At 43.6% G+C, this 23,265-nt stretch carries 27 protein-coding genes and 1 riboswitch; of the genes, 11 read left to right on the top strand and 16 right to left on the bottom strand.

The features are described from left to right. Window positions 1-8 precede the first annotated feature (8 nt). Both EV213_RS21330 and EV213_RS10470 read right to left on the bottom strand, forming a co-directional pair. Window positions 9-398 carry a helix-turn-helix transcriptional regulator gene (locus EV213_RS21330; RefSeq protein WP_133580484.1) on the bottom strand — a complete coding sequence of 130 codons (390 nt, stop codon included), beginning with the start codon at window positions 396-398 and terminating at the stop codon, window positions 9-11. 199 nt (window positions 399-597) lie between these two features. Beyond that, window positions 598-1,176, bottom strand: a complete 579-nt coding sequence (locus EV213_RS10470; protein WP_133580483.1) for a CGNR zinc finger domain-containing protein — start codon at window positions 1,174-1,176, stop codon at window positions 598-600. A gap of 234 nt (window positions 1,177-1,410) precedes the next feature. Here EV213_RS10470 and EV213_RS10465 point away from each other — a divergent pair, with 234 nt between their 5' ends. Next, a complete protein-coding gene (locus EV213_RS10465; RefSeq protein WP_133580482.1) occupies window positions 1,411-2,271 on the top strand; it encodes an alpha/beta fold hydrolase in 861 nt (286 codons plus the stop codon). 226 nt (window positions 2,272-2,497) lie between these two features. Here EV213_RS10465 and EV213_RS10460 read toward each other — a convergent pair whose 3' ends face one another. The 3 genes from EV213_RS10460 to EV213_RS10450 all read right to left on the bottom strand — a co-directional run bounded on the left by EV213_RS10460 (window position 2,498) and on the right by EV213_RS10450 (window position 3,797). Continuing rightward, entirely contained in the window at window positions 2,498-2,869 is a 372-nt protein-coding gene (locus EV213_RS10460) for a DUF1048 domain-containing protein (protein WP_133580481.1), read from the bottom strand. A gap of 4 nt (window positions 2,870-2,873) precedes the next feature. Next, a complete protein-coding gene (locus EV213_RS10455; RefSeq protein ID WP_279512761.1) occupies window positions 2,874-3,176 on the bottom strand; it encodes a PadR family transcriptional regulator in 303 nt (100 codons plus the stop codon). 183 nt (window positions 3,177-3,359) lie between these two features. Further along, the gene (locus EV213_RS10450; RefSeq protein WP_133580479.1) at window positions 3,360-3,797 is read right to left on the bottom strand and encodes an NUDIX hydrolase; all 438 of its coding nucleotides are present in this window, start codon (window positions 3,795-3,797) and stop codon (window positions 3,360-3,362) included. A 250-nt stretch (window positions 3,798-4,047) separates the two neighbouring features. Here EV213_RS10450 and ppsA point away from each other — a divergent pair, with 250 nt between their 5' ends. Then, window positions 4,048-6,648: a phosphoenolpyruvate synthase gene (ppsA, locus tag EV213_RS10440; protein WP_133580478.1), complete on the top strand. Its 2,601-nt coding sequence runs from the start codon at window positions 4,048-4,050 to the stop codon at window positions 6,646-6,648. Between the two features lie 172 nt (window positions 6,649-6,820). Here the strand turns inward: ppsA and EV213_RS10435 are convergent, their stop codons facing one another. Beyond that, on the bottom strand, window positions 6,821-7,336 hold the full coding sequence (locus tag EV213_RS10435) for a hypothetical protein (RefSeq protein ID WP_133580477.1): 516 nt from the start codon (window positions 7,334-7,336) through the stop codon (window positions 6,821-6,823). 256 nt (window positions 7,337-7,592) lie between these two features. Next, entirely contained in the window at window positions 7,593-7,982 is a 390-nt protein-coding gene (locus tag EV213_RS10430) for a VOC family protein (RefSeq protein WP_133580476.1), read from the bottom strand. A gap of 495 nt (window positions 7,983-8,477) precedes the next feature. Here EV213_RS10430 and EV213_RS10425 point away from each other — a divergent pair, with 495 nt between their 5' ends. The 6 genes from EV213_RS10425 to EV213_RS10400 all read left to right on the top strand — a co-directional run bounded on the left by EV213_RS10425 (window position 8,478) and on the right by EV213_RS10400 (window position 12,180). Beyond that, window positions 8,478-8,843, top strand: a complete 366-nt coding sequence (locus EV213_RS10425) for a DUF6442 family protein (RefSeq protein WP_133580475.1) — start codon at window positions 8,478-8,480, stop codon at window positions 8,841-8,843. A gap of 4 nt (window positions 8,844-8,847) precedes the next feature. Next, window positions 8,848-9,060 carry a helix-turn-helix transcriptional regulator gene (locus EV213_RS10420; RefSeq protein ID WP_133580474.1) on the top strand — a complete coding sequence of 71 codons (213 nt, stop codon included), beginning with the start codon at window positions 8,848-8,850 and terminating at the stop codon, window positions 9,058-9,060. A gap of 375 nt (window positions 9,061-9,435) precedes the next feature. Next, window positions 9,436-9,999 carry a cysteine dioxygenase gene (locus tag EV213_RS10415; protein WP_133580473.1) on the top strand — a complete coding sequence of 188 codons (564 nt, stop codon included), beginning with the start codon at window positions 9,436-9,438 and terminating at the stop codon, window positions 9,997-9,999. A 228-nt stretch (window positions 10,000-10,227) separates the two neighbouring features. Continuing rightward, window positions 10,228-10,785, top strand: a complete 558-nt coding sequence (locus tag EV213_RS10410) for a nucleotidyltransferase family protein (RefSeq protein ID WP_133580472.1) — start codon at window positions 10,228-10,230, stop codon at window positions 10,783-10,785. A gap of 27 nt (window positions 10,786-10,812) precedes the next feature. Then, complete coding sequence (locus tag EV213_RS10405) at window positions 10,813-11,235, top strand: VOC family protein (protein ID WP_133580471.1); 423 nt, start codon at window positions 10,813-10,815, stop codon at window positions 11,233-11,235. A 117-nt stretch (window positions 11,236-11,352) separates the two neighbouring features. Further along, window positions 11,353-12,180: a GNAT family N-acetyltransferase gene (locus EV213_RS10400; RefSeq protein WP_133580470.1), complete on the top strand. Its 828-nt coding sequence runs from the start codon at window positions 11,353-11,355 to the stop codon at window positions 12,178-12,180. Between the two features lie 140 nt (window positions 12,181-12,320). Here the strand turns inward: EV213_RS10400 and EV213_RS10395 are convergent, their stop codons facing one another. The 5 genes from EV213_RS10395 to EV213_RS10375 form a co-directional block, all read right to left on the bottom strand. Next, the gene (locus EV213_RS10395) at window positions 12,321-13,505 is read right to left on the bottom strand and encodes a M20 metallopeptidase family protein (RefSeq protein WP_133580469.1); all 1,185 of its coding nucleotides are present in this window, start codon (window positions 13,503-13,505) and stop codon (window positions 12,321-12,323) included. Between the two features lie 73 nt (window positions 13,506-13,578). Next, the gene (locus EV213_RS10390; RefSeq protein WP_133580468.1) at window positions 13,579-14,115 is read right to left on the bottom strand and encodes a 1,2-dihydroxy-3-keto-5-methylthiopentene dioxygenase; all 537 of its coding nucleotides are present in this window, start codon (window positions 14,113-14,115) and stop codon (window positions 13,579-13,581) included. 3 nt (window positions 14,116-14,118) lie between these two features. After that, the gene (locus EV213_RS10385) at window positions 14,119-14,736 is read right to left on the bottom strand and encodes a methylthioribulose 1-phosphate dehydratase (protein ID WP_133580467.1); all 618 of its coding nucleotides are present in this window, start codon (window positions 14,734-14,736) and stop codon (window positions 14,119-14,121) included. Then, window positions 14,733-15,416, bottom strand: coding sequence for a 2-hydroxy-3-keto-5-methylthiopentenyl-1-phosphate phosphatase (locus EV213_RS10380; protein WP_133580466.1), 684 nt, complete (start codon window positions 15,414-15,416; stop codon window positions 14,733-14,735). Before EV213_RS10380 ends, EV213_RS10385 begins: the two co-directional genes overlap by 4 nt. Further along, a complete protein-coding gene (locus tag EV213_RS10375) occupies window positions 15,385-16,575 on the bottom strand; it encodes a 2,3-diketo-5-methylthiopentyl-1-phosphate enolase (RefSeq protein ID WP_133580465.1) in 1,191 nt (396 codons plus the stop codon). Before EV213_RS10375 ends, EV213_RS10380 begins: the two co-directional genes overlap by 32 nt. A 144-nt stretch (window positions 16,576-16,719) precedes the next feature. Then, window positions 16,720-16,824: riboswitch (SAM riboswitch) on the top strand. A gap of 114 nt (window positions 16,825-16,938) precedes the next feature. Between EV213_RS10375 and mtnK the strand changes: the two genes are divergently transcribed. Then, window positions 16,939-18,144 carry an S-methyl-5-thioribose kinase gene (gene mtnK / locus EV213_RS10370; protein ID WP_133580464.1) on the top strand — a complete coding sequence of 402 codons (1,206 nt, stop codon included), beginning with the start codon at window positions 16,939-16,941 and terminating at the stop codon, window positions 18,142-18,144. Further along, entirely contained in the window at window positions 18,141-19,187 is a 1,047-nt protein-coding gene (gene mtnA, locus EV213_RS10365; RefSeq protein ID WP_133580463.1) for an S-methyl-5-thioribose-1-phosphate isomerase, read from the top strand. The genes mtnK and mtnA overlap by 4 nt, the downstream gene beginning before the upstream one ends. 121 nt (window positions 19,188-19,308) lie before the next feature. On the opposite strand, the gene EV213_RS10360 is transcribed toward mtnA, so the two are convergent. The 4 genes from EV213_RS10360 to EV213_RS10345 all read right to left on the bottom strand — a co-directional run bounded on the left by EV213_RS10360 (window position 19,309) and on the right by EV213_RS10345 (window position 21,941). Further along, the gene (locus EV213_RS10360) at window positions 19,309-20,349 is read right to left on the bottom strand and encodes a hypothetical protein (RefSeq protein ID WP_133580462.1); all 1,041 of its coding nucleotides are present in this window, start codon (window positions 20,347-20,349) and stop codon (window positions 19,309-19,311) included. Continuing rightward, on the bottom strand, window positions 20,336-20,704 hold the full coding sequence (locus EV213_RS10355; protein ID WP_133580461.1) for a PadR family transcriptional regulator: 369 nt from the start codon (window positions 20,702-20,704) through the stop codon (window positions 20,336-20,338). Before EV213_RS10355 ends, EV213_RS10360 begins: the two co-directional genes overlap by 14 nt. Before the next feature lie 135 nt (window positions 20,705-20,839). Then, the gene (locus EV213_RS10350; RefSeq protein WP_133580460.1) at window positions 20,840-21,106 is read right to left on the bottom strand and encodes a holin; all 267 of its coding nucleotides are present in this window, start codon (window positions 21,104-21,106) and stop codon (window positions 20,840-20,842) included. 100 nt (window positions 21,107-21,206) lie between these two features. Then, window positions 21,207-21,941, bottom strand: coding sequence for a tryptophan-rich sensory protein (locus EV213_RS10345; RefSeq protein WP_133580459.1), 735 nt, complete (start codon window positions 21,939-21,941; stop codon window positions 21,207-21,209). Between the two features lie 433 nt (window positions 21,942-22,374). Here EV213_RS10345 and EV213_RS10340 point away from each other — a divergent pair, with 433 nt between their 5' ends. Further along, window positions 22,375-23,241: a sigma-70 family RNA polymerase sigma factor gene (locus EV213_RS10340; protein WP_133580458.1), complete on the top strand. Its 867-nt coding sequence runs from the start codon at window positions 22,375-22,377 to the stop codon at window positions 23,239-23,241. Window positions 23,242-23,265 lie beyond the last annotated feature (24 nt).

Genomic DNA, 23,265 nt, shown 5'->3' with positions numbered 1-23,265 from the left:
TCCGGACCCTATACCACATTCCCGCACAAATTGTTTTTTTGAAACAGATGAAGAGGTGGTGTTACTTGAATGAATCTGCCTGATTGTCTGCATTCGCCGGGTGTCATCCCGAATTCACGTTTAAATGCGCGAATGTAGGTCTGTTCATGTTCATCACCGCATTCGATGGCAATATCAAGAACTCGTTTCTGTGTGCATATCAAATTCTCCATACTTCTGGCTAGCATTCGAGAGCGGATATAGCTTTGTAATGGCACGCCGAATGCGAATCTGAAGAGTCGACGTAAATGTACCATTGAGATGGGGAGATTGGCCGCATAATCTGTTCCCTTTGTACCAGAAACATTTTCTTCTATTTTTGATAGGAGTTCAGTTAATAGTTTGTATGGTGGTTCCATAAATCAGGCAACACACTCCAATGATCGTATCGATCTTTCGACTAGACACTTTCTTAAACATAGGTGAACCTCGTCACTACTAATGTCATGAAGAAACAACGGCCTCACTTGCAAAGTTTTTACTAGCCCACTCCCCCTCGTTCTTATATAACGCTATGACCTTTTCACGATCCGACACCGGTTCACTATCCACTGTCAGTTACTTTTTCTTTTTCCGTGCATAAAATTCCGCCGCTTTCTTGCGGTTGCCGCACAGTTCCATGCTGCACCAGCGTCTTTTTCCTGATTTTGATGTATCAATAAAATACAGACGGCACTCCTCATGCTCACACTTTCGAATACGTTTGACAGAGTTGCTGTCCAATGTGTGAAAGATGGAGGAGCTAATGCTGTATAACACGTGATCTTTAGCTGTTGTGCCTTCAGGGGCTATTTTGAATTTGTCAGGAGCAATCGTCAAACGAACATTCAGCTCTTGAACAACGTTCCTTAATTCTTCTGTCGTCTTTAGAGACAGTTCCTTTTGCTGCTCTAAATTAGACAAAATCATTTTGCAAAGAAAACGTAGTGAATGAAGCTCCGCGATTAACGAGTTCAACGTTTCTTCATTATTTAAAGCCAGGGTGTCAGACTGCCGTAACAGGTCATTATCTTCGAGCCATTGGAACGTACTTGATGGATCTTCAAGTGTATCAATCGTTTGTTTTTCAGAATTATACGTCGTATTGATTAGGTTAATCCATGCCGCTCCACCTAATACAAATTGCAATTTATCCATGAATGTTCACCTCGAAAATAATTATAACCTCTAAAAAACACATTTACAAGTTAGATGAAATCATGTAGGATAGCTTTCATAACCCATAACCACTAAAAAAATTTAATAACGGTTATAAGAGAGGTGAATGCGAAGAGACTCTAACAGTAAAAACGAACTTATGATGGCGTATTGAGCGTTTTTAACTTTGTTGAATTGCTACACGGATCTCCAATAATAAAATGTGGTGAACATATGTTTGTCCAATATAAAACAGTTACGATCAATAACATTAATCTCTTTTACCGAGAAGCTGGAAATAAACAAAACCCCACGATTTTATTGCTTCATGGCTTCCCGTCTTCTTCTCATATGTATCGAAATTTAATCACTGAATTGATGGATGAATATCATATTATCGCGCCTGATTACCCCGGTTTTGGGAATAGCGACCAACCAAGCATGAATGCATTCGACTATAGCTTTGATTCCATAGCGATGTTAATTAATGAATTTGTCGAGACGTTAAAATTAGAGAAATATAGCATCTATGTGCATGACTACGGTGCGCCTGTAGGATTCAGATTGGCAACGCAGCATCCTGAACGCATTCAAGCTGTTATCACGCAAAACGGAAATGCGTATGAGGAAGGTTTATTGCCGGCTTGGGATCCTATCCGTACGTATTGGGAACATCCTACTGAGGAAAATAAAAATAAGCTAAGATCCCTTTTAGCTGAAGACTTTACTAAGTATCAATACACCGATGGGACTCGTCACCCTGAGCGAATTAGCCCTGATGCGTGGAATATGGATCAATTCGTTTTAGATCGGCCAGGCAATGACGACATACAACTTGCTTTGTACTATGACTATAGAAACAATCTTCAACTTTACCCAAGTTGGCACGAGTTTTTTAGAACGTATCAACCGCCTACGTTGGTCGCCTGGGGCAAAAATGATATGTTTTTCGGCCCAAAAGGGGCACTAGCTTACCAAAACGATCTGAACGATTGTGAGGTTCATTTATTAAATACGGGGCATTTTCCTTTAGAGGAGGATTTAGAAGTTAGTGCGTTTTTGATAAAACGCTTTTTGAAAGATCGCTTAACATAAGTTTTGCGACTTGCTTATACGGTCTAAAATGGTCAATGGTCAGCGGAAACTGACCGTTTTAGACCGTATCAAAAACTTCAAACCCTTTGCCGACCATGCTTTATCTTCCCGCTTTCTTCTTCCGGCTATGTCACATCCTTTTCTTATACACTCTCACGACACCGTTCAGGACTTCTGTTGCCTTATAGGATTTTCTTAATTCCTTTACTTGGATTGTGTTCGGATTTCATTTAGACTCGTTCCCCTTTCCAAGTTTCTTCAGAATGTCACGGTTGAGCGCCTCGCGCCAGTTTTCCGTGTATGTGCTTGCGCTGCGAAGAAGCTCGTCGCAGAACGCGGCAACGTCTTCACCAGTAATCTCCAAAACATGCTTGCCGTCCGCCACACCTGCCTCGAAAAGTTCTATTAAGTCATAATGGATCTCCATCATGTCATATCCTGAACCTGCTGCGAACATCCACATGTGCCCTTGTATTTTCTTAAAAACGTATTGATAGTCTTCAGGCAGTGCTGCAACCCTCTCCATTTGTTGCTTATACTCGCGCTTGCTCTCTATTATTTTTTTGATATTAAGATAATTATCAAAGAAATCACCCATTGCCCTATACCCCCTTTAATTGATCGATTTTCGACGCAACAAATTCCCATTTCACCCAGAACTTTTTTAGCTCCTCTCGTCCCGCGTCATTAAGCGCGAAAAACTTTCGTGGCGGTCCCATGGCGGAAGGCTTTTTCGTGACCTCTACCAACTTGTTTTTTTCAAGTCGAATGAGGATGGTGTACACCGACCCCTCCACAACATCTTTGAAACCGAGGGCGTTCAGCTGGCGAGTAATTTCGTAGCCATAGGTTTCTTTGCGGCTTATAATTTCAAGCACACAGCCCTCAAGCACTCCTTTGAGCATTTCCGTTAAGTGTTCCAATATCATCACCTCGAACCTACTCTGTATTACTTACTACCACTACATAGTAATACCGAGTAGTTGTTTTGTCAACCACATCGTTTGAGTTTTTTTAGTGATAGTCGGTCCTTGTCCAAAAGTAGCAATAAAGGTAAGGGAGCAATTAGGCTATCGTTAAGAGGGACATCAAGCAAAACCCCTTCTTAGTAATTCAGTTAGTCCATCTGGGTAAAGTATCTTTTTCCCTGTAATAATATCTTCTTTTTCAATCCACATAGCATAGGAGACTCGATTTCCTTCTGTTACAGTGAAAAGGTCTTTTTCATAGAGGTTCGTATCCTTAAAATCCACCAAATAAATTTGCGTTATTTCGTGGCCTACACTTTCATCAATTTTGAAAATATTTTCGATGCAGGACATGTATCGATTAATACTAATGTCAACGCCTAATTCCTCACTATATTCTCTAATTAACGCCACATCTGATCTTTCTCCGAGTTCAATTGTACCGCCAATTGGCCGGTAATAAAGACCAGTTCCTTTTGAATGCTTTCCTTCAAATTCTTCTAAAAGGATGCAATTGTCCTTTATCATTAATCCTAATGTATTAGCTCTTGGATACATATTTTAGCCCCCGGTTCGATATTCAATATCAATTCTTCTTATTGCTATTCTCACATAAGTGGACAAAAAAAAGTCTGGACAAATTTACCAGACTCTTTTTATATTGCGCATACACGGGCATGATGATATACTCAGTTCACATCTGCGTTTGTATTTATGGACATATTTATCACATCTTATAATTTTATATTATCATGCTGGTCACCTCTTGTCAAATTTTTTCTCAAATGAATGGTAAGGAGCGGATTGAATGGGTCCTATAGTTCTCAGCTTTCAGGAGTTAGAAACAACGCAGCTTCGTCTCGTAGGTGGGAAAGGAAGACACTTAGCGGAATTAGCAAAGCTCCATAACGTACAAGTGCCAGACGGATTTTGTATAACAACGATTGGCTATCAAAAAGCAATTGAAAACAACGAAGCCATCCTTCCCTTATTGAACCAACTCACAGCGCTAGACATTGAACAACGAGATCAGATTAGTAAAATTAGCGGGAAGCTTCGTCAAATTATTATGAGAGTGGACCTTCCTTCCACGGTCGAAAAAGCAGTGACCTCCTCTCTCTTTCAACTCGGAGAAACACAGGCGTATGCCATACGATCTAGTGCGACTGCAGAGGATCTTCCCTTTGCATCCTTTGCGGGTCAACAGGACACCTATTTAAATATCATCGGCAAGGAGGCCATCTTGCAGCATATCCGCAAATGTTGGGCATCACTTTTTACGGATCGTGCCGTGATGTATCGTATGCAAAACGGGTTTGACCACAGCCAAGTGTCTATCTCCGTTATCGTTCAAAAAATGGTGTTCTCACAGGCTTCAGGGATTCTATTTACAGCTGATCCGATCACCTCCAACCGAAAGCTGCTATCGATTGATGCTGGTTTTGGTCTTGGTGAAGCCCTCGTCTCAGGCTTGGTCTCTGCAGATTGCTATAAGGTTCAGGATGAGAAAATCGTTGATAAGAGAATTGCAACGAAAAAGCTGGCCGTCAATGGACGAAAAGAAGGGGGAACAGAAATCCAGCAACTAAGTCCAGATCAACAAAAACAACAAACACTTACAGATCAACAGATCGTACGACTCGCGCACATCGGAAGACAGATTGAAGCCTATTTTGGCTCTCCACAAGATATTGAATGGTGTTTGGTTGATGATACGATGTATATTGTCCAAAGTCGGCCAATCACAACGCTATTTCCTATTCCTGAAGCGAATGATCAAGAAAATCACGTCTACGTTTCTGTCGGTCATCAACAGATGATGACGGATCCAATGAAACCGTTGGGATTGGCTTTTTTCTTGTTACTAACCCCTGCTCCCATGCGTGTAGCCGGCGGAAGGTTGTTCGTTGATGTCACAGCTCAATTGGCTTCAACTGCTAGCCGGGAAAATATCATCAATACGTTGGGTCAATCCGATCCGTTGATTAAAGACGCTCTTACGACCATCGTAGATCGCGAACATTTTATCAAACCGTTACCAGATGCTGAAAAAACACAGCCTCCACGTAGAGATTTTTTAAAAGACCAAACGCACATCGATATTGATCCGACGATTGTTTCTGATTTGATTAAGGAAAGTCAGAGCTCAATAGACGAGTTAAAGCATGCCATCGCGAGGAAATCGGGATCAGATTTATTTGAATTTATTTTAGAGGATATTCAGGAATTAAAGAAGAGATCATTTGCTTCACAAAGCTTGACAGTCATCATGGCAGCAATGCAGGCTTCAGCTTGGGTCAATGAGAAAATGGATGAATGGTTGGGTGAAAAGAAAGCGGCAGATACACTTTCTCAATCCGTGCCAAACAACATTACTTCGGAAATGGGTCTCGCCCTTATGGACGTCGCTGATGTCATTCGTCCCTTTCCAGACGTCAACCATTATTTACAAACGACAACAAAGGATACGTTTTTAGACGATCTCGAATTGTATACTGGCGGTCAGGAAAGCAAAGATGCTATCGGTGCATTTCTCAACAAATACGGTATGCGGTGTAGTGGGGAAATTGACATAACGAAAACCCGCTGGAGTGAAAACCCAATGGCCATCGTCCCAATGATTCTTAGCAACATCAATAACTTTGAGCATGGTGCCAGCAAACAGAAATTTGAGCAAGGGCTCCGTGTTTCCTTGGAAAAAGAACAAGAGCTTTTGAATCGGCTGAAGCAATTACCAGATGGTGAACAAAAGGCTAAGGAAACGAAACGGAAGATTGATCTCATTCGGACATTCATCGGATATCGCGAATATCCTAAATACGGTATCGTTCAGCGTTACTTCGTTTACAAGCAGGCTTTGATGAGGGAAGCCGAAGAGCTCGTCAAAGCCCACGTGATCCAAAGGAAAGAAGACATTTACTACCTCACATTCGAAGAGCTCCATGACGTCGTACAAACAAAAAAATTAGACCACCAAATCATCAGCAATCGAAAAGTCGAGTACGCCTACTATGAAAAATTAACACCCCCACGTGTGATCACGTCTGACGGTGAAATGATGAATGGTGAGTACAAACGAGAAAACCTCCCGGCAAAAGCGATTGCAGGTCTCCCTGTCTCTTCAGGAGTTGTCGAAGGACGTGCGCGCGTTCTTTTAAGTATGGGTGATGCGACTTTAGAAGCGGGAGATATATTAGTCACCGCCTTTACAGACCCTAGCTGGACCCCGCTGTTTGTCTCCATAAAAGGACTCGTCACCGAAGTTGGTGGATTGATGACGCACGGAGCCGTTATTGCACGAGAATATGGCTTACCTGCGGTTGTTGGCGTGGAAAATGCGACCAAACGGATTAAAGACGGTCAACGCATTCGCGTTCATGGAACGCAAGGATACATTGAATTATTGTAATGATACACAAAAAAGCTGAACGGTGGTTGGCGACCGTTTAGCTTTTTGCTTTTTTTACTCTTTCAAATCCTCTACAATCGAATCAATGCCATACGATTGGCCAATGGGTCCATAGCCTAAAGCGATGGAGCCGTTAAATTCAAACACCTGTGTTTTTAAGTGAATCAGAAATTTATCTTTTGGTTCTTTTGATGCTACGCTGCCCCCACGGTTTAAAGACGGATAAGATAAACATCGCTACTAATGAAACGATTTGTAAAAAGATCCCGCTGAACAGCTGTATTTGATTAATTTGAAAAGCAGGATTTTGCATTGCCGAAAACCCTTCTTCAGTTGTCATACTCATAGCATCTAACGTCCAAATGTACATACCTACAATCCCTAGACCAATTGAAATGAGCGTTAGAATCTCTTTGGCGATGATCCAGTAAAACGTAAACAATCCCCATTTCGTCCAAATGGACAAAAGAATTCCCGTGACCACCGTTCCGATCGTCGATGCACGTACGGCTGATGTTGCCAATGTATGCATGCTCGTATAAGACGCAAGCAGCACAGACTGGTCATTCGTTGTGGCTGCAGTAATGCTCAATACGAGAAACGTGACTGAAACCCCTAGTAAGATTCCCGCAAACAAGAGATGCAATGTCAGCAACCAGCGCTTTGGTGTTATGGCTAGCTTTTTCATATCTATTCCCCTCCTCTTTTTGCTCTTCCGAATACATTTAGCATACCCACCATTTCTAAACGATCTCTAAACGGCGTCTAATGAATCGGTAAACAAACTTTACGAGAAGAGGAAAGGAAAAAGCGGCACTAGTTCTAATTGGAGCTAGAACCATTGGTTTCATGCCAAGCAAAAAACCCGTGATAGCTTCTCACAGGTTTACCTTGTTATGAAATCGATTGATGTAAACTAAAGGGAAGAGTCAATGAGGTAACGATCAGTCTGGCTGAAACATATCCAGGTCATTTCCGTATAAATCCTTGAAACCTGCCCCTTTACCTCCTGGTACGGATTGCGGTTCGCTATGGAATTGTACACCACGGCTGTGTAACACATCATAATCTTCCATGATATTATCCGTATGGAACATAAATAGAACCTGTCCCCCACTCTGTTTTCCGATAAGTGCCTTTTGCTCTGGCGTCTCGGCTTTCACAAGTTCAATCACGGTTGTATTATTTTGCTGTGGTGCGACAGTAATGTATCGCCATTGCGCACCAAAGCTTTGATCAGCAACCACGTCAAAGCCAAGCTTCTCCGTATAGAATTTCTTTGCCTCTTCTTGATCTTCGACCAGCAAGGTCATCTGCAATGTATTGGTGATCATACAATTCTCCTTTCAAAAATCCCTTTGCAATATGAACTGCGAACTTTCTATACTTATAGGATACCACTTTGAGAAGTACGACATTTCTTTTATCTTGCTATTAAGGTGATTCAACCTATGCTGCCTTGTGTAAAGCATGAAAATTCGAACGGTGAGAAGTCAGCTATTGCCTTTTCCACCAATTTGTTTTGTTAAAGTTTGAAAAAGATAGCACAAGATCTCTCTCATTTCATAAATACTTTACAATGAACAAAAACGACTACGATGATGCACTTGTTTCCTTAGGGTGCCGCTTCGTCAAAATACTTCGCTTGCACCCTAAAGGGTATAAGGTCAACATCGATTCGCGAGTACCTCATCGTGTTTACTTTTCACCCCACGGGTACAAGTGCAACATCGACTCAAAAAGACTTCGTCTGCGTAATTGATATAAATTGTTCTGTTTGATTGAAAACCGACTCTGGCAATTATATAATAAACACATGCAAATAAAACTTGGCGAAGTTGATTGGGGCGATTCTCATTAACAAAGAAGACATCTTATCGAAAAGCAGAAAAGAGAACAAGGATAAGGATTTATATGAAGTTGAAGTTCAAGTCCATGCTGGAAGCGTTGGCTCATTGACAGGGATCCTATTGGCTACAATTCTATTTGTGACGCAAATTCTAATGGGTGATGGTTTTGATTTCGGTCTATATGCCGTTATAATATCCATTTCCGCTTCAGGTTTCATTGTCAAAGCAACCAGAATGAAGCGAAAACGCGATATTGTACTTGCAACGGTTTATTCTATAGCAACACTCATTTTAACAGGCATCCACGTGTATTACACAGTCGTAAATAACGGAAATGTATGGTGATGATATGGAAGATGCATTAGTCTTGAAAAATAATTTAAAAAAAGTCCGTAATGAAAATAAATTATCACAGACAGAGCTTGCAAAATTAGTCGGTGTTTCACGGAACACCATTAGTTCAATTGAAACAGGACAGTTTAATCCAACAGCGAAATTAGCTTTGGTCCTATGTATTGCTTTGGACAAAAAATTTGAAGATTTATTTTATTTTGATCTATGATGTGAAAATTTAAATCGCTCTCAATGTTATAGGTGAAATTTACATGGTGTATTAAAAATTCAGGATGATTGATAACGTCTTGACTTTCAATCATCCTGTCAGCGTCAGACAAACTATTGCGCCAATAAGATAAAAGATGTTTGAGTCCTTTATCTGAATGCCCTGTTTGTTGATTTGTTTTGCTCCCCATTTCTGCCTCCTTCTAACAATGTGTTTCTTTTTTTATCGACTGTTCTCCAAAAATTTCAAGTCTACTAAACGACACACTCTTCCTGAATTCATTCAACGAGCTTCTTCATTGTCTCAACTTACATAGGACGACCTTCCTATGAATAGGTTTAGCTTGAAACTGACAATTTAGCGGAGGCGAACAATATGGCATTTATGGAGCGGTTGAATGACATTTTTTCAGCATTGCCTGCCCATCCTTGTCCATCCACATTAAAGGATGCACTGGAACGACTTGCTCCTACAACCGCGGAGGTTCTCCCTTATGCAACAGCCCCAGAAGGTCATCCTTATGGGAGGCGCATATTGTATTGCTCTGCCACTGTCGAGGTCATGCTCATGCATTGGTCGCCGACGCAAGCATGTGCCCCGCACGACCATGGGGACTCACTTGGATGGATATACATTGTCAACGGCCAATCACAGCATACATTGTTCACATCTGAACCAGGTATCCTTCCTAAAATTCTAAAAGTAAAAGTAGAAGACACCGGAGATTACTTGTTTGCGCCTCGAAAAAAAGTGCATCAAATGGCAAGTGCTTCAAAGAATGCGCCTCTGTTAACGCTGCATGTCTACGCGCCACCAATCAAAAATATGAAAGTGTATGATTTAAAGAAATGTGCCGTATGTACAGTGGCTGCTGAATGTGGTGCCTGGTGGCCGGAGGAACAGAGACAGAAGCTTGCCGAAATAAAGCTTGAACCTTAAGGTGCCGTTAAACGGTTTAATAATTTAGGTTTTTAGATCAGATGCTTGTATATGGTGTGATAAAACTCTGAGATTACAGTATAGTAGACGTTGGAACTCCCATTTTCTTGATGTCTCGCTTATACTTAAACGAGAGTTTCCTTGTTGGGACGAGCAGTCTTCCATTTTACAGCAACACAAACACGGATGCCTGATCATTCCTGAAATATAGAATGAAACGAGGAAACGATGATACTTGATCAAGAATTATGTAAACTGACAAATTTGCTGCAGCAAGAACCACTTACCTGGGCGATCGGTGGTTCTATCGTACTCCATTATCATGGAATTGAGCAGAACCCTCACGACATTGATTTGTTCGTTATAGAATCGGATGCGTTAAGGCTGCTTTCGATCTTGCAGAACTCTTCTGCAACATCGGTTCCAGTAACCAAGAAAGCACCCTTTCACACAAAGGTGTTTCAGTCTTTCACTTGGGACGGGGTCGACATAGATGTCATGAGTGGCTTTGGGATTGAACATGAGGCAGGCATATATCGTTGTCCTTTTGATCGCGATTCAATTACCGCTGTTTGGAAAATCAATGGACAGTCGGTACCGATATGTGCACTGGAAGAATGGTATATCCTGTATCGTTTGATGCCAGGGCGCGAGTTTAAAGCAAGCGCCATTGAAGCTTATTTCGAAAAGCATGGTGTATCACACCCTCAGTTACTCAATCGAGCGTTAGTACAACCTTTGCCACAGCAAGTCCAAAAACGAATATATTTATTCCTTGCAAAATAAAAACCAAACGAAAGAGGAGTGCTGAAAATGAAACCGTATATTTCTGTAATTACGATTGGCGTTGACGATTTGGAGAGGTCGCTTATCTTTTATCGGGACGGACTTGGGATACAAACCGAGGGCATCATTGGTGAGGAATTTGAGCATGGCGCGGTCGTCTTTATTGATTTGCAATCGGGTGTGAAGCTAGCACTTTGGCATCGCAAGGATCTCGCCCATGAGGCTGGTCTTCCTTTAGGTCAACCAAACCCAACAGAATTTACGTTAGGTCATAATGTAGCGAGTAAAGAAGAGGTTGATGAAGTGATGGAACAGGCTCGGTTAGCTGGCGCACACATCGCAACACCAGCACAAGAAGCTTTCTGGGGCGGATATTCGGGTCAATTCCAAGATCCCGACGGTCATCTATGGGAAATTGTTTGGAACCCGGCGTGGGAGCTGGAGGAATAAACTTGCTGCCTGAACGTTTTAGAAAAATGAATTCGTTCTGTTCTTATTTGGATTGGTGTTACGACTTCTGAAGCGCAAATGCTCTATTCGTGAGAAAGATATTTGGAGGCGTACATAATGATTGTAAAATTACCAAAAGAACATTATGCGAAAATCAATACACTGTTGATTGAACCGCAAGCGAAAAATGAGAATGTGCTAAATGCAGTGCTTAACAGTATGAATCGAGGCTCCGTCTATGTTGATCAAATTGAGGAGCCTCGGACGGCGATCGTTTATGCGGTTGGCTTAGTATACTATTTGCTCGGTGATCCGGAGAATGAATCGTTTAATAGCCAGCTGAGTGATTTCATTTCCACACAATTGAAGCAAGAAAGTCTGGATTTATGCGGAGGTACATGGTTTTGCTCCATCCTGTTTAATGAACAATGGAAAAAAACGCTGGAAACAGTGATTGGTCGTCGTGAATATTATGTGGATTATAGAATCTGTTACGAATTGGATGCGGTACGTTTTAGAAACAGTTTGGAGCAACCCCTACATGTCCTTGATGAAGACCTTACCATTGTAGAAATCACGAAGGAATTGATTATTGGAGTCGAAGATTTAAGAGAAGAGTTGACAGAGTATTGGTCTTCTGCAGAATCTTTTATGCAACATGGAATAGGCTACGCTGTTTTAAAAAACGATAAGGTCATAAGTACATGTTACTCATGTTGTGTGAATGGAGATCGCCATGAAATTTATATCGCCACATTTGATCAAAGTGTGCGAAATCGTGGGTTGGCAACGATACTGGGACAACAATTCATAAAGGAATGCTTAAAAAGAGGATTTAGTGTTTTTTGGCAAACCGATGAATCAAATGAACCATCTAAACGAGTGGCTGATAAATTGGGGTTTGATTATACGAATCGACTGATGGCGTTTGAATTTGAATTCTAACAGAAGTTTTAGAGCTAAGTGAAGTGCTGAAACCGCAGTGAAGTGACCGTACTATTAAAGTTAAAAACGCACATTCCAGCTCCCGCTTAGGAGAGCTGGAATGCAATTGGTCCAAGGGTTAGGCTAGGCACCTTCCTCTTCTATGTTGTGCTGTTCTCATCCCCATCCAATACGAGCGATAAAAACAGCTTTCCAATCGTAAGCATAGACGTTTCGTCGACATCAAACCGTGCATTGTGATGAGGGTATGTTGCATTGATTTCAGGATTTCGACCGCCAACATAAACGAACGCACCAGGCACTTCCTTGACGTAGTATGCAAAGTCCTCCATTCCCATCGATGGCGCTAGACGTAGTACATTTTCGCTACCGACGATGTCCTTCGCCTTTTCTTCAACAAAAGCCAGTTCGGCAGGATGGTTGTAAAGTGATGGATAGCCACGTTCGTAAGCCACCTCTACACTTCCCCCACCAGCTTCGACCGTTTGCTTGGCAACCTCTTTAATCCCCTCTTCCAAAGTCGATCGAACCGCTTCCTCAAAGGCTCTAACCGTACCAGTGATGGAGGCGTGCTCAGCAATGACATTAAACCCCGCTCCAGCGTTAAACGTTCCCACTGAGACGACGCCCGATTGTAAAGGATCTATACGGCGACTGACAAGATGGTGAAGCTGGTTGACAACCTGAGTGCCAAGATGCACAGCATCAATGGTTGTATGCGGTTTGGCACCATGACCCCCTTTCCCATGAACTGTAATTTCAAAACGATCTCCGGCTGCCATAGCTGTTTCCGGAGTGATGCATACTGTTCCAACATCTGCCTCTGATAAGACGTGAGCGCCATAAATCACGTCGACTCCTTCAAGACAGCCATCCTCAATCATTGGTTTTGCACCACCGGGAGGTCGCTCTTCCGCAAATTGATGGATAAACACGACCGTCCCCTGTAACTTTTGTTTATATTGGCTGAGCACAGATGCGACGCCTAATAGGGCCGCAGTATGAATATCATGGCCACATGCATGCATGACACCTGGCACTTTTGATGCGTACTCCACGTCTTTAAGATCCTGGATCGGCAACGCATCAAAGTCAGCACGCAAGGCAATCGTTTTCCCTGGCAAAGCACCAACCAACCTTCCGACAACCCCACGCCCTCCAACACCTGTTCGCACGTCAATCCCCAACCCTTTTAGATAGGTTGCGATTTTTTCTGGCGTATGTACCTCTTGAAACGATAGCTCGGGGTGTTGATGCAGGTCTCGACGAAACGAAACCATCTCTGGGAAATGCTTCTCCAATGTTTGAAATACTTCCTCTAGCATACATGATCCCTCCGTTAGTAGATATGTTAAAAAAGATGCCTTACGCAAAGGCATCTTTGATTCTTCACTCGTTTTACTCTACAGAATACTCTTTTTCCTCATATGGATGAGCCACCCAGCCGTCCGTGTCAATAAATAGGCGAACTGCGACAACTTGGCGATCGTCCATTAAAGTAAAGAAGTGAGGCGTATGTTCTGGAACTGAAATGACATCTCCTGGCTCAAGCTCGATATTGTAGTAGCCACTTTCCCCTTTAACAACAAAAATGCCATGCCCCGCCGTAATGGCGCGGACCTCATCATCTGTGTGCGTATGAACGTTTTTGAATTTTGCCAGTAGCTCGTCAAGGTTTGGCGTGCTATCAGATAGCGCAATGATGTCCCAATCCACATAGCTTCGACGTTCTGCTAAATCGCGAATGTCAGTGTCAAAGGCTGTAAGAATTTGAGCTTTTTCTTCATCGGTTAATACGAATTTCGCGTTTAGTTCCGCTGGAAGCTTGCTCATGTCCCAATGCTCGTATAATACCTCCTGGCTCTCCAGAAACTGCTGCACCTTGTCATGTCCTTCAATCACTTCTCCTGTTTCTCTTAAACGAATCGTTGCCATCGTCTACACGTCCTCCCTTTTCAATAGATTGTATTTAAATTGAGCGAGGCGATATGCAAAGAGAAACTCAGCGGCTTCAAGATTTTTCTGAGCATCAAATGCATTTTTGCCCCACACTGTAATGCCGTGATTTAAAATAAGGATGGCTTTTGTTTCTGGTGTCACTACGCGTACCATCTCTTCAGCAAGCGCTGGAAGATCATGCAAATTATCAACGATCGGCATCGTAAGCGCTGCATTCTCTTCCCACAGTCCAAACGCTTTTAGAAGCTCGTGGTCGGTGAATGTCGCCTGGCCCTCGTCTTTATAGAGCGCCGAAATAAGATTGTTTTCCACTGTATGAACGTGCAGAATACATCCTGCATCGGTTACTTCATATAAACGGGTATGGATAATCGTTTCTGCGGACGGCTTCAAGCTTGACTCGATTGTCTTACCATCGCGATCCACGACGACAAAATCCTCCGGTGAGGACTTCGTTTTGTCTTTACCGCTCACGGAAACAAGCGCATGCAAAGGGGAGTCCTCAAGTTTAATGGAAAGATTTCCGCTCGTTGCTGGAAACCAGCCTTTTTTCGCCAACGTTGCTTTGACGTCAGCCAACTCTTCCCACTGCGTCATATGGAAATCCCCTCCTTTTCTTGTAACACGGCTACTATATCATGAAAATCCTTAAAGGGCTCATGCGGCCAATGATGTGTTTCACATTCCTTTAAGAGGTAATCGCGGGCAAACACAAGTTCTGCTCGTTTTGCCATCTCCACATCAGTGACTGAATCGCCGATTGCAATAATTCGTTCGTCTCCTGTGGCAATTGACCGAATGACTGATGGCTTGCAGCAGCCACAGTCGTTTTGACACTGATCGTCACAGGCAAATGGCCATTCAATTTGGATCGTCTTACCATCAAAATTCCCATGATTGCAGTACACAGGCACGTCAATGTCTCCCAGCACAGGGTGGACGAAAAAGTCGATGCCTCCACTCACGATGACTAGGCTCGTATTTGGATCAGCTTTTATTGCAGTAACAAATTCATGAAAGCCTGGGCGAATCTTCACTCGCTCAAGCACGAATTGAACAATTTCGGACTTTAACGAACTTGGTATATAGGCGAACATGCGGCCAACGCCTTCCCGAATGGAACATTCCTTTTGAAGCACAGATTGAATGATTTCTTCGCATTCAGGTGGAGCAAACGCACGAATAATATCGACAATATTGTCTTTTTCTGTGATCGTGCCATCAAAATCACATACAATGAGCCGTTTAGTGTCCCCATTGCTGAATGGCTTTTGCAAGTGGTTCGCTCCCTTCTGCAGCTTTCTCTAGTGGAACGCCGTCAAGCGTTGCCCGAATTGCCGCATGAAAAGCTTTTCCTCCACCTTCCGCACCATCGGGATGGCCGTGTGTCCCACCGCCTGCATTAATGATAGAATCCAACCCAAAATCAGCAATAAGCTGAGGGACTAGACCTGGATGAATGCCTGCTGACGGAACTGGGAACGTTCGTTTCCATGGCGACTGATCATCGACTAACGCTTCCTTTAACGACAACGCTTCTTCGCGTGGCATGGCGACTGATCCGTAAGGTGATGGAAATAAAGAGAAATCGGCGCCTGCCATACGAAGGAGCTTACCGAGTAAAAGGGATGTGCTCACACCGTGGTTTGGTGCAGAAATCATTGCCCCACTAAAGGCGGGATGGGCCATAATCGGCAAATGAACTTCAGGGGCTTCTCGCAGCATCTGCAACGCGTCAAGTCCATAAGAAAAGACATTAAAAAGAAGCGCGTCTGCTCCGGCAGCTTGTGCTTTCTCGGCTTGGTTCACAAGCTGTCGTGTCGGTCCAGTAACGTTCACCGCATAAAGCGTTCGCTTCCCAGTGCTCTCATACACTTGGCGTAGCACTTCTTTGTTTGTTTTGACACGTTTTTCAATCGGCGTTGCTTCATTTTCAAAAAGGATCTCATCATCTTTGACAAGATCTACACCACCGAGAGCCTGTTGCCTCATTTGTTCAGCGAGATCCTCTAACGTTCGACCAATGACGCCTTTAAAAATACTCATAAAGAGCGGTCGGTCATAGACGTCTACTTGTTTGCGGATGCCTTCAATGCCAAACGCAGGACCAGGAAAGGCCGCGGCAAGTTCGTTAGAAAAATCCAAATCCAACAGCTTTACCTCTCCGTCAAGAGACAACTTGCCGAATGTTGTCGTTAAGATTGCCGGAAGATCATTTGTAAAATTGACGGCAGGATAAGAGATCGCTAGTTTTGCATATTGATCGTCTATGTATTGGGCAGATACAACGTGGCCTTTGTGCGCACGCAGCTGTTCTTGATCGACGAGAGGCAATGATGTCCAAGAGCCTACCGTTAGCCCAAGAGCGATTTGTTCTGCCTGCTTGTTTAGATCAGCCTTTGCTTTAATTCGGTACGTCGCCACCACATTGCTCATGTATTGTCCCTACCTTTAATAGAAAGTATTCAACTCGTTATGGTAGACATTATGCCACGATCTTCGTCATTTCGTCAATTGGAAAACGTAATTCTTCATTGACAGATTCGTAGCAAGAGGCTATGATACGTAGCAACAGCAACACTCTTATTATGAGAAGGCTGAGGGAATTGGCCCTTTGACGCCCGGCAACCCGCATTTGTGCGAAGGTGCTTCTTCCAACAGACATCAATGTCTGGAAGATAAGAGAGGAATGAACGGATCCTTTACGAAGGCCCCTCTTGAGCACATCTATCAAGAGGGGCCTTTTCTGTATTCCTTTCCCCTGTATTAAAATTTCTGCCACACGAAAGGATGACTCCGATGAGCACTGCAACAGAACATGGGTATACCCCGCTAACAATCGACACAGCGATTCAATACGCAAAGGGACAGTCGTATTTTACACAAAACGAAGAAGTGTATGGCGAAGAAATTGGCGATGGCAACTTAAACCTCGTGTTTCGTCTTACCGGGCAAGATGGACAACGCCTCATCATTAAACAAGCCTTGCCTTATGCCAAGGTGATTGGAGACAGCTGGCCGCTTACATTGGATCGTGCCCGAATTGAAAGTGAAGTGCTCACCATTTATGGGACGTATGTGCCTGAATTAGTGCCAAAAGTGCTTCACACAGATTCGGTTCAAGCCTTGACTGTTATGGAGGATTTGAGCCATTTGCAAATCGCTCGGAAGGCACTTAAAAAAGGCGACCACTTTCCTGTCTTAGGAGAAGCGATTGGTCGATACACTGCACATACGCTTTTCTTTACGTCTGATTTTGGCATGAACCAGCAGGATAAAAAGCAGCTTCAAAAGCGTTTTTGTAATCCGGACTTGTGCAAAATAACAGAAGAATTGTTTTTTACTGATCCCTTTTATGATGTCGAATCCAATTCGATCGATGAAGGATTGCAAGCGTATGTAAAAGAACATATTTGGAATGATCAGACGCTTCTTTTTGCAGTAGCAAAGGCCAAATATCAGTTCTTAACGAAAGCTGAGGCTTTGCTTCATGGTGACCTACACACAGGCAGTATCTTTGCTGATGAAACACAAACAAAGGTGATTGATCCTGAGTTTGCCTTTTTTGGTCCCGTAGGCTTTGACATTGGCTCCTTCCTTGGCAACTTGGCGATTGCTCATATCTCCCAGGCAGGCTATGCAACCGCGGACGATGATCGTCAAACAGCGAAGCAAAGCCTTCAGCAGCAAATGATGTCAGTATGGAAAACCTTTGAAGACGAATATGCCACGCTTTGGCAAAACCATAATGTCGAACCTCATGCCTCCATTCCTGGTTGGTCGGAAAAACATATTGAGGCGATTTGGAAGGATGCTGTACGTTTTGCTGGCTGTGAATTGATTCGACGTACCATTGGGCTCGCCCTTGTTGAGGATTTTGAAAGCATTGCGGATAAGGATCGAAAGCTCGCAGCTAAGACTGCTGCACTACGAGTTGGAAAACACTTGCTGCTTTCAACAAATATTCATACGTCAGAGGCTTTTGTAAAGGCGGTTGTGTCATGATTACCGCTGTGACTTACAACGACGGCGTTGTTACCCTACTTGACCAACGCAAGCTTCCTGGAGACTCGGTGTTTTTAAAGCTAACAACCGTAGAAGAAATCAAGGCAGCCATTTTATCATTAAGCGTCCGTGGAGCACCTGCCATTGGCATCGCTGCAGCTTATGGGCTCGTTCTTTGGGCACAATCAAATCGTAAAGAGCAGGATCTTAACGTATTCAAGCAGTCTCTCATTACGGAAGCAAATGGTCTGAAAGCGACACGCCCTACCGCAGTCAATCTTGCGTGGGCGGTGGATCGGTTGCTTCGCGTTTCGGACACAGCGGCTTCCGTCGATGGCGCTGTGGAGACGTTAACGCAAGAAGCGCAGAAAATTGACGAAGAAGACCTTTTGATTTGCAAAACAATCGGCGAACACGGGTTAACCCTCCTCAAGGATGGTGATACGCTGCTCACCCATTGCAATGCAGGCGGTATCGCAACCGCAGGGTACGGGACGGCACTTGCTCCCTTTTACCTCGCGAGGGAACGAAACATGACCCTCCACGCGTATGCCACTGAAACAAGACCAGTCGGCCAAGGGGCACGCCTAACTGTATGGGAGCTTGAGCAGCTGGGGATTGATGTGACTTTAATAACCGATTCGATGGCTGCCCACACGTTACAATCTGGTCGTATTCAGGCGGTCATCGTTGGGGCCGATCGAATTGCGGCCAATGGGGATACAGCTAACAAAATTGGCACACTTAGCTTGGCCGTTGCTGCCAAAGCCTTTGGCGTTCCCTTTTATGTGGCTGCCCCCTTATCAACAATTGATGTGCACACTGCTACAGGTGCTGACATTCCAATTGAAGAAAGAGCAGCTGAAGAAGTCACACATGTGCACGGACGTATCATCACGACGGAAACTGTTCGCGTTTACAATCCCGCCTTTGACGTCACTCCGCATCAATATATAGACGGAATCATCACGGAAAAAGGCGTCATTCGCGGCGACTATCAGACAAACTTATCTGCACTATTTCATCCAGCTGCATCACATTAAAACAATGCCAAAAACCACCGTAGTTTTTTCTTCTGCGGTGGTTTTGATATTGCTGACAAACACTCGCTTTTTACTCGCTGGCACCAGCGCAACATAGACTCGAAATATTGCTGGCTCTCGCCTAGCTTGCTTTTCTTGCAGTCGTTTTGCCAGCGGCTGCTCTCCCTTTGTACCACTTACTCGTTTCAGACAATACATCCAATACGACAAAGAGACCAGCGATTAAAAGCATTCCTTCAGTTGCCCCTTCCCAGATAGAAACAACGGTGTTGTAGTCCTCGCCACTCGCGGTTAGTAGACCTACAGATTGCAATTGCTGAATGAAATCAGGGTTCCAGATTTGCGCATCTGTAAGGATGATGCTTACTAAAGCGAATGCAATCACCGATACGACCGTATGAAAAACAAGCATTTTCCCGTTTCTTTTTCGAAGAATCATTCTGACACAATCTTTGAGAATACTGATGATGGCTATCCCCCACACCAATGGAGCATATTTTTGAAATACTGAACCATCTAAAAATGGGATGACGAGCCGTTGACCATCTGTAAATCTCCACACGCCGAGCAGTTCTGATGAATACAACAGTACAATCGTAAATAGCACAGTGAAAATCAAGCTACCGATTGGGTCACTTCGTTTAATCGTTGCGTTCTCATCCGGAATTTGCGGCAATTCGGATAACTTCCACTCTTTTGCTTTGGTCGCTTCTTTTTGATTGCTACGCTGCTTTAAATCGACGAGTGCAAATATGATCGTCACCCAGGCAAATCCTTGAGCTCCAACATTGATGAGCGATACCAAGTATTCAATAAATTGCTGTAAAATGCCCATTGGCTCTAATATGACATCAATCGCAAATACTACAGTTAGTGCAGCGAGAATGGAGAGCAGAACGATTTTTATCGTGATAACATACGAATCAAACATCAATGGGCTAATCACATAGCGATCATACCCACGATATTGGTTTGCCAGTGAAGCAGGGTGACCTAATTCGTGCAGCACACTTTCTACTTCCTTTTCCGTAGGTTCATCCGACTGCACTCGTTCCTCCAGCATATCTTCAATGAGCCCTTGCAACTCTCGTTTTATTTCCTTTCTTTGCAGCTCTGGAAATCTGTGCGTCACGGCATATATATAGCGATCAATGATCTCCAAGAGGACGTCCTCCTTCATTATTTACTTCGATGATCCCATCCATTGTTTTAACGAGCCGAGTCCATTCCTTACATAAACCCACATACACCGCATCCCCATGTGCACTCCGTTTATAATACTTACGTGGACGGGTTTCTTGAGTATCCCATTCACTTTCGAGCAACCCTTGCTTTTCGAGTCGTCTCAATAAGGGATACAACGTACTCGGGTCAATAGCACTCCCTTTTTCTTCGAGTGTTTGAACAAGAGAGTATCCATATTGCGCTGTGGCCAATTGACTTAGAACGCTTATCACAATAGTCCCCCGCCTCAATTCACTTAACAGATGAGTGATTGTTTCATTTACATCAGCCATGTCATCAACTCCTACGTTTATTATACTGTATGTCGCACACTATTGTATAGATAATAATATTATTTGATTGAATTATTCTCACAGAAAAAGACCAACGGACATGTGGGATGCCCGTTGGTCTTTTGTATTTACATTTTATTTTTTCTTGCGCTTAAATCGATAACGTTTGTTCCCGACCTCAAAAAGTCCCGTTCCTGCCAGTCCGGCAAGTCCTCCTGCCCATAACCGCAAAGAAAGCTCTAATTCCATAAACGGAAAGGCCAAGCCTCCTAACACTAAGCCTACAATGACTGATAGCAATGGCAGCATATGCTTTGGTACGCGAAATGCTCTCTTTAAAATCTCTACAAGGGCTGTCACTATGGGAACCAATGTAGTGGAAAGGATCAATATGTCCTCCATCAGCGCTCTCTCCTTTTCATATAGCTTGGCCATCACAGCCTTTCTCCCATCCTATGTGGGTGGTGGAACCGCTATACCAGGAAAGAGCGTCCTTGCGTGGTTACGACGTTCGTTGCTTTTTGAAGACGTGCCATACGATTAGGACAACAAGAAGGGCAGCCAACACCCAAGCACTATACGAAACAAATGGATACGTACTTTGCTTCACACCGATCGCTCCGTAGGCCCATATAAAGACGATGGGATACCACCTGTCCCCTTGTTTAACTAACATATAACCAGAAATAAGCGTACCAACAAGAAGGACAATGACAGCAACCATTTGATCAAATGACGTTGGCTCAGCTGAATAAATCGTATTGATGACAACCGCCACGTTTTGGATGGTGGCCACTGATATCCAGCCTAGGTAAATAGAAAAAGGTAGCAGACTTAAAGTAGATGAATTGTTTCTTAAGCGACGATACAAAATAATTAAAGTAACTAAGAAAAGCGCCATCACAAGTAGAGTGACATAAAAAAGCAGCGAATGCCAAAGCAATAACCAAGTGACATTACATGCACTTGCAAGAACGAAGAGCAACCCTACAGACTTGTAATGTGTTCTTTCTCTCCAACTCGGCACCCATTGCAAGACGACCCAAATGCCAGTCAGTAAGTAGATGACAGACCAAATGGCAAAGGCATAACCAGCAGGTGTCAGAAGGTTCGCCACCATGTCGGATATTTCACCAGTGGAGCGTCCAAAAAGAGGCAATGCGTTGGCGAGATAGTTGACGATGATGACTGCGATAAAAGCAAGTGTATTAAGAACGGGCAAAAGATACTTTTGCATGCGTGCGTCATCCTTTCCTAAGAGTCATGCTTATCTATTCCCAAAGAAGCCATATGTGAATCATCTAATATGGTTTCACTTCTTTCTATCGTATGGAGACTATACTGTTTCATTCCAAAAAAGAATTAGGGGGAACATCAATCTTTTGATAAATACATGCTTTCCAAGATTCTGTCGGCTATTTAACAACGACTCGATTCAACAGATCGGCTCTCACTGCCTATTCCAATCCAAACATCCTTCCACATTTAAACTAGGAGAAAGCGTCACTAAAAGCGAAGAGTGAAAGGGATTGGTGAACAAAATGAAGCGATTTAAACGGACCCTTTGAATGACGATTAAACCAAATTGAAATTAAACATTTTTTATGGGTCACAATCTTGTGATTTCATCCGTCAATATAGTATACGCCCGTTTTGAAAGGAGAGGCTTCATGAACAATGAAAACTTGTTAACGGAACAATTTGAGGTTCATCGTTCTCATTTGCGTGCAGTCGCTTATCGAATCCTTGGGAGTTGGGATGAGGTGGATGATGCTGTTCAGGAGTCCTGGTTGAGGCTTAGTCGCTCTGGCAGCAGCGATATTACGAATCTTGCGGGGTGGCTAACAACCGTTGTATCTCGAGTATGTCTTGACATGCTGCGGTCCCGAAAGACGCGGCGAGAGGAACCGATGGAGAATCATTACATCGACTTTCTTCCAGACCATGTGGCGGAGAGCGATCCAGTGCATGAAATGCTGCTCTCGGATTCCATCGGTATTGCCTTGCTGGTGTTGCTTGATACTCTAAATCCTGAGGAACGCATTGCGTTTGTATTGCATGATATCTTTTCCTTGCCTTTTAAAGAAATCGCTCAAATTGTAGAACGCTCTGAACCGGCAACCCGTCAATTGGCTAGTCGCGCACGGCGGCGTATCCAAGGAGCAAATAAAACATTTTCGACGAATATAGATACCCAACGCAGATTGGTTGACTCGTTTCTAACTGCAGCGAGAAAGGGGGACTTTGAAGCGCTGCTTACGTTGCTGGATCCTCGTGTTGTATTGAATAATGACCGCGAAAACGCCCCTGAAGAAACGATTGGCGCTCGTGCTGTAGCAAAACAGCTCATGGGTGGGCGAGCGGCTGCAGCACGAGCTGCACTCATAAATGGAAAGATAGGTGTCGATGTTTCACCAGGTGGAACGTTGCTGCTTGTCCTCGAATTCACTTATTTGAACGACAAAATTATCGGTGTTGATGTCATTTCAAATGCAGCACGTTTTCCTGAACTCGATCTGGTCCAACTAGAGGAGTAAACGCCAAAGCATGAAAACAATGAA

This window comes from Aureibacillus halotolerans, from assembly GCF_004363045.1.
GTDB lineage: Bacteria > Bacillota > Bacilli > Bacillales > DSM-28697 > Aureibacillus > Aureibacillus halotolerans.
The sequence above is the reverse complement of the archived record's forward strand: the minus strand, read 5'-3'. Positions and strand labels throughout refer to the sequence as shown.